Source organism: Vibrio fujianensis, from assembly GCF_002749895.1.
Classification (GTDB): domain Bacteria; phylum Pseudomonadota; class Gammaproteobacteria; order Enterobacterales; family Vibrionaceae; genus Vibrio; species Vibrio fujianensis.
Genome location: NZ_NBUS01000043.1, coordinates 210746 through 217733 on the forward strand (window position 1 = coordinate 210746; position 6988 = coordinate 217733).

6 protein-coding genes and 1 pseudogene are annotated in these 6988 nt (G+C 44.2%); all 7 read left to right on the forward strand.

Annotated elements, in window-relative coordinates; genetic code table 11:
* Window positions 1-293 (forward strand): glycosyltransferase (locus B7C60_RS19035; protein ID WP_281251702.1); only part of this gene is annotated, 293 nt, incomplete at its 5' end.
* Between the two features lie 10 nt (window positions 294-303).
* Window positions 304-1767, forward strand: coding sequence for a UDP-N-acetylmuramate--L-alanine ligase (gene murC / locus B7C60_RS11825; protein ID WP_099611821.1), 1464 nt, complete (start codon window positions 304-306; stop codon window positions 1765-1767).
* Window positions 1768-1945: 178 nt separating this feature from the next.
* Entirely contained in the window at window positions 1946-2698 is a 753-nt protein-coding gene (locus tag B7C60_RS11830; protein ID WP_170887159.1) for a cell division protein FtsQ/DivIB, read from the forward strand.
* Between the two features lie 20 nt (window positions 2699-2718).
* Window positions 2719-3981 (forward strand): cell division protein FtsA, encoded by a 1263-nt coding sequence (gene ftsA / locus B7C60_RS11835; RefSeq protein ID WP_099611823.1) that lies wholly within the window; start codon window positions 2719-2721, stop codon window positions 3979-3981.
* A 29-nt stretch (window positions 3982-4010) separates the two neighbouring features.
* On the forward strand, window positions 4011-5219 hold the full coding sequence (ftsZ, locus tag B7C60_RS11840; protein WP_099611824.1) for a cell division protein FtsZ: 1209 nt from the start codon (window positions 4011-4013) through the stop codon (window positions 5217-5219).
* A 95-nt stretch (window positions 5220-5314) separates the two neighbouring features.
* The gene (gene lpxC / locus B7C60_RS11845) at window positions 5315-6232 is read left to right on the forward strand and encodes a UDP-3-O-acyl-N-acetylglucosamine deacetylase (RefSeq protein WP_099611825.1); all 918 of its coding nucleotides are present in this window, start codon (window positions 5315-5317) and stop codon (window positions 6230-6232) included.
* A 382-nt stretch (window positions 6233-6614) separates the two neighbouring features.
* Window positions 6615-6988: pseudogene (gene secA, locus B7C60_RS19040) on the forward strand (preprotein translocase subunit SecA); the annotation flags it as partial.

Sequence of the window (6988 nt, forward strand, 5' to 3'; positions counted from 1 at the left end):
CCGGTGCTTTAACCGTTTCAGAAATATCGGCAGCTGGCGTTGCGGCGATTTTTGTCCCTTTTATGCATAAAGATCGCCAACAAGCACTTAATGCCGATCACTTGGTTGCTTGTCACGCCGCATTGATGATTGAACAGCCACAACTGACGGTTGAAAGCATGGTCAATATGATTAAGTCGATCGATCGCCCACAACTACAATTGATGGCACAAAGAGCAAGAGAGGCGGCCAAATTAAATGCCGATCAAGCTGTGGCCGACGCCATTATAAGCATAACCGCTAACAAACAATGAGAAACGATAAATGACAGTTAAACATACCCAAAACTTAGCCCAAATCCGCGCTTTGATTCCGGAAATGCGCCGAGTAAAAAGTATTCACTTTATCGGTATTGGTGGTGCTGGTATGAGTGGCATCGCAGAAGTGTTACTCAATGAGGGTTATCGTATTACTGGGTCTGATTTAACCGTCAATGCGGTGACTGAGCGGTTGACCCTTAAAGGGGCGCAGATCTACATTGGACATCAGGCTGATAATGTTCAGCATGCCAGTGTGGTGGTGGTATCCACGGCCATCAATGAACACAACCCTGAAATTATCGCCGCCCGTGAAAAACGAATTCCTATCGTACGTCGAGCAGAAATGCTGGCAGAACTGATGCGTTTTCGTCATGGTATCGCGGTTGCTGGAACGCACGGTAAAACAACCACGACGGCATTAGTTACTCAAATTTATTCAGAAGCCGGGTTGGATCCTACTTTTGTAAATGGCGGTTTAGTAAAAAGTGCAGGAACCAATGCTCGCTTGGGTTCAAGCCGAATCTTAATCGCTGAAGCGGATGAAAGTGATGCCTCGTTTCTTTATTTACAACCGATGGTAACCATAGTGACCAATATTGAAGCGGATCATATGGATACTTATGGCGGTGATTTTGAAACGCTAAAGCAGACATTCATTGATTTTTTACATAACCTCCCTTTTTATGGTCAAGCAGTATTGTGTGTTGATGATCCTGTGGTTCATGAAATTATTCCTCGAATTAGTCGACAAGTCATCACCTATGGTTTTTCTGAACAAGCAGATGTCCGGGTTGAAAATTATCATCAACAAGGTCAGCAAGGTCGGTTTACCATCGTGCGTAAAGGGAAAGAAAAGTTAAACATTACCCTCAATATACCGGGCCGTCATAATGCACTCAATGCTGCGGCGGCGATTGCTGTTGCTACGGAAGATGACATTACCGATGAAGCCATTTTACGTGCCATGATTAACACCCAAGGAACCGGTCGCCGGTTTGACCACTTGGGAGAATTTGAATCTGGGAAAGGCAAGGTCATGCTGGTCGATGACTATGGTCATCATCCAACGGAAGTGGACGTCACTATCAAAGCTGCGCGCAGTGGCTGGTCTGAAAAACGATTGGTGATGATTTTCCAACCCCATCGCTATACTCGAACTCGGGATCTATATGATGATTTCGCTCATGTTTTGGAACAAGTGGATGTTTTAGTGATGTTGGAGGTTTATTCGGCAGGAGAGAAACCTATCGCTGGAGCCGATGGGCGTTCTCTGTGCCGTGCCATTCGTAGCCGGGGTAAAATTGACCCCATTTTCGTTCCAGAAACGAAAGCTTTGCCATCCGTGTTAGCCAATATTCTGCAAGATGGTGACTTAGTGTTGACGCAAGGCGCTGGGGATATTGGTAAGGTTGCTCGTCAGTTAGCTGAATTTAAATTGGATATTGAACAGATGCAAGCGCATAAATAAGTTGCATAACTGAAGCAATATAGCAATTTAGGCACGATTTATGGTTAATTTCTGTATTTGACTATTTGATACTTTGCATCACCTCAGTATAATTCAGGGGTTAAAGCCTGTGCTTTTGCCTCTATTGTAAAAATAAATAGGGAATGATATTGCCAATCGACATCAGGATCATCGGACTTTGATTAACGATATGTTAACTGCAGGTCGTCGTTTGTCCGTTTCATATAGAATAAAACAACATCTCGCTGGTGGTTGTTTTTTCTTAATGGTGCTGCTGTTGCTTGGCGCTTTGTTGTACTCCACGATCAGTTGGATGTGGGATGAACATCGTCTTCCGCTGTCTAAACTTGTGTTACAAGGCGATCGTCAATATGTATCAGCCCTTGATGTACAGCGAGCATTTGGGCAATTAGAGCATATTGGGACATTTATGTCTCAAGACATTGATGCTTTACAAAATCGAGTACAAGCGATTCCGTGGGTGGCTCATGCCTCTATCAGAAAGCAATGGCCCGATACAATAAAAGTCTTTTTAACCGAGCATCAAGTGGCGGCGATTTGGAATGGCAATACGCTATTGGATGATAAAGGCATTATTTTCAATGGAGATATTGGCCTAGTTAAGCAAGAGTATGTCAAGCTCTATGGGCCTGATGATAGCGAAAAAGAAGTGTTGGCGACATGGAGAAAATATAACCCTGAGTTCCAGAATGTAGGGCTAAATATCTCCTCATTAGTACTTAACGAGCGACGGGCTTGGCAAATTATATTAGATAACGGTATCCGGTTAGAGATAGGAAAAGAATCCTTAAATGAGCGCATTGCGCGCTTTTTTCTGCTCTATAGGCAATTGGGGCATGATACTGAACGAGTGAGTTATATCGATCTTAGGTATGACACTGGTGCGGCGGTTGGTTGGTTCTCAGAGTAAGAATGGCAAAGAGAGTACACATGACGAAAATGACCAATGACAGTCTTGTTGTCGGGTTAGATATAGGAACCGCTACCGTATCTGCGTTAGTGGGAGAAATTCTTCCCGATGGTCAAATCAATATTATCGGTGCAGGCAGTAGCCCTTCTCGCGGCATGGATAAAGGTGGCGTCAATGATCTCGAGTCGGTCGTTAAATCGGTTCAACGCGCCATTGACCAAGCTGAGCTGATGGCCGAATGTCAAATTAATAATGTTTATTTATCTATTTCTGGCAGGCATATTGCAAGCCGAATTGAGAAGGGAATGGGAACCATATCCGATGAGGAAGTTTCTCAAGATGATATGGATCGTGCAATCCATACTGCCAAGTCGATTAAAATTGGTGACGAACAGCGGATTTTGCATGTTATCCCGCAAGAATTTACCATTGATTACCAAGAAGGTATCAAAAATCCATTAGGATTATCAGGGGTGCGAATGGAAGTCAGTGTGCACCTGATTACTTGCCATAATGATATGGCCCGGAACATTATTAAAGCGGTTGAACGTTGCGGACTTAAAGTTGAACAACTGGTGTATTCAGGTTTAGCGGCAAGCCATGCCGTCATTACTGAAGATGAGCGAGAGCTTGGCGTCTGCGTGATCGATATCGGTGCCGGAACTATGGATATAGCCATTTGGACTGGTGGCGCACTTCGACATACAGAAGTTCTCTCTTATGCGGGCAATGCGGTAACCAGTGATATAGCATTCGCATTTGGTACGCCGGTTAGCGATGCAGAAGAAATCAAAGTGAAATACGGTTGTGCGCTAAGTGAGTTAGTGAGCAAGGACGACACGGTTAATGTGCCGAGTGTAGGCGGACGGCCATCACGCAGTTTACAACGACAAACCTTGTCGGAAGTGATTGAGCCCCGCTACACTGAACTCATGGGGTTAGTTAACCAGACAATTGACACGGTTCAGGAAAAACTGCGCAAAGAAGGTATTAAACATCATCTCGCTGCAGGTATTGTTTTAACCGGTGGTGCTGCGCAGATTGAAGGCGTTGTTGATTGTGCGGAACGAGTGTTTCGCAACCAAGTTAGGGTTGGTAAGCCACTTGAAGTCAGTGGGCTTACTGATTATGTAAAAGAGCCGTATCATTCTACGGCAGTGGGTTTACTTCATTACGCAAGAGATAGTCAAATTAACGACGATACTGAATATCAAGAGCCTAAGCGCCAATCAATGTCGAGCTTATTGAGTCGTTTGCGTAACTGGATACAAAAAGAGTTTTAACCTGACAGCAGGAAAAACGGAGATAACACATGTTTGAACCGATGATGGAAATGTCTGACGATGCGGTAATTAAAGTCGTTGGGGTTGGTGGTGGCGGCGGAAACGCCGTAGAACACATGGTGCGTGAGTCCATCGAAGGCGTGGAATTCATCAGTATCAATACAGATGCACAAGCACTTCGTAAAGCAACCGTGAGTAGCGTTATTCAAATTGGTGGTGATATTACCAAAGGGTTAGGTGCCGGTGCTAATCCACAAGTTGGGCGTGACGCAGCTCTCGAAGATCGAGATAGAATTAAAGAAGTTTTGTCAGGTGCCGATATGGTATTTGTCGCTGCTGGAATGGGCGGTGGTACAGGAACAGGTGCCGCACCAGTGATTGCTGAAGTCGCTAAAGAGTTAGGGATTTTAACGGTTGCTGTTGTAACTAAACCATTTAGCTTTGAAGGTAAAAAGCGTTTGGCTTTTGCTGAACAAGGAATTGAAGAGCTATCTAAGCACGTTGATTCGTTGATCACCATTCCGAACGAAAAACTACTCAAAGTATTGGGACGAGGCATTACGTTACTTGAAGCCTTTGCTAGCGCGAACGACGTACTAAAGAATGCAGTGCAAGGTATTGCTGAGCTAATTACCCGCCCAGGTATGATTAACGTTGACTTCGCAGACGTAAGAACGGTGATGTCTGAAATGGGTCATGCCATGATGGGGAGTGGTGTAGCTAAAGGTGAAGATCGAGCGGAAGAAGCAGCAGAAATGGCTATTTCTAGTCCGTTATTAGAAGATATCGACCTCGCAGGAGCTCGCGGCGTACTCGTTAATATCACCGCAGGGTTAGATATGCGTCTGGATGAGTTTGAAACGGTAGGTAATACGGTAAAAGCGTTTGCTTCCGACAATGCGACAGTCGTTATCGGCACATCTCTTGACCCTGATATGGCAGATGAAATTCGTGTCACTGTGGTTGCAACCGGGATCGGTAATGAGAAAAAGCCTGATATCACTTTGGTTGCTGGTGGAAAAAGCAAAACTGCAGCGGTAGCACAACCTCAAACAGTCGCTTCGGCAGCTAAAATGGATGAAAGAGTGGCACAACCTTTGCAGGAAAAAGAAGTGCAAGCTCAGCCATCATCGGTCGCTAACCGTACTTCTTCGGCAAGCCAAAGTACTGCGCCTAAGCCAGAAAAGGAAAGTGGGTATTTAGATATTCCAGCTTTTTTACGTCGTCAGGCTGATTAATATAGCGCCACAATTTGACACGGTTCAACATTCTGGTAGAATTCCGGTCGATTTTTATCGGTCGAGCTTTGTGGCATCGAAATAGAGGCAAGTAGATGATCAGACAACGTACTCTGAAAGAAATAGTGAAAACAACTGGGGTGGGGCTTCACTCTGGTCGTAAAGTCACGCTCACACTTCGCCCAGCTGCTGCAAATACAGGTATTATTTATCGTCGTACCGATGTGAATCCTCCGGTCGATTTTCCGGCAGATCCTCAATCAGTACGAGATACCATGCTTTGTACAGCATTGGTCAATGATGAAGGTATTCGTATCTCAACCGTCGAGCACTTAAATGCAGCGCTCGCTGGTATGGGAATTGACAATGTGATTGTTGAAGTGGATGCGCCTGAAATCCCGATTATGGATGGCAGCGCAAGCCCATTCGTTTATCTATTGCAACAAGCTGGTATTGAAAACCTAAACGCACCTAAGCGTTTCATTCGCATCAAAAAAACTGTGCGTTTTGAAGACGGCGATAAGTGGGCTGAACTTCGTCCACATAACGGCTTTAAAATGGACTTTGAAATCGAATTTAACCACCCAGCCATTGATGGTGACGAACAGCATTTAGTGTTTGACTTTTCTTCTCAAGGGTTTGTGAAAGAAATCTCTCGTGCACGGACTTTTGGTTTTATGCGCGATATTGAGTTCTTACAATCACAAAACTTATGCTTAGGTGGTAGTTTTGATTGCGCAATCGTACTGGATGATTACCGCATTCTGAATGAGGAAGGTTTGCGCTTTGCTAATGAATTTGTAACACACAAAGTGCTGGACGCGATCGGTGACTTGTACATGTCTGGTCACGCTATCGTTGGTGAGTTCAGAGCGTATAAATCAGGTCATGGCTTAAACAATCAATTGTTACGAGCTGTATTGGCTGATCAAGAAGCGTGGGAATGGGCGACTTTTGAAGAAGAAGTCGGTTCACCAGTGACTTTTGCTGAACCGAATGTCGTGATTGCTTAGCTGCTAACGGATTAAAAAAAGCCAGACTATTTAGTCTGGCTTTTTTATGTTTATTGTAAAGCTACCGTCTTAATTGGTGGTAATGTTCGGGACAAAGCGGTAATAATTTGCCGCCTTGACTGGCAAGGTGATGGTTTTGCACCCGATTAATCACACAAAATGTTAAGTTGAGTGCAAACGGGCCTGATTACCGTTGGTTCTTAACAATAAAATTTCTTACACTAAGGGCCACATAATTTATTTAGTGTCTTGAAAATAAAGAAAACCATCACAATATCCAAGATATATGATTTATCTCAGTACCCTTAGTTGCAGATAGGTAGAGAGTAGAGATATTAAAAATAGATCAAGCAGATCTAAGTTAAAGAGAGATCCACAACAGATGATAACTAAGTTACTGACAAAGGTGGTTGGGAGTCGTAATGACCGAACCCTGCGCCGTCTAAGAAAAATTGTAAAAGAGATCAATAACTTTGAGCCTGCATTTGCAGCACTTTCGGACGATGAACTTCAAGCAAAAACGATCGAGTTTCGTCAACGTATCGAGCAAGGTGAAACATTAGATCAATTACTTCCTGAAGCATTTGCTACTGTGCGTGAAGCCTCTAAACGCGTATTTGGCATGCGTCATTTCGATGTCCAGCTGATTGGTGGTATGGTACTTAATGCGGGACAAATTGCAGAAATGCGTACCGGGGAAGGGAAAACCTTAACAGCCACATTACCCGCTTACCTCAATGCATTGGCGGGGAAAGG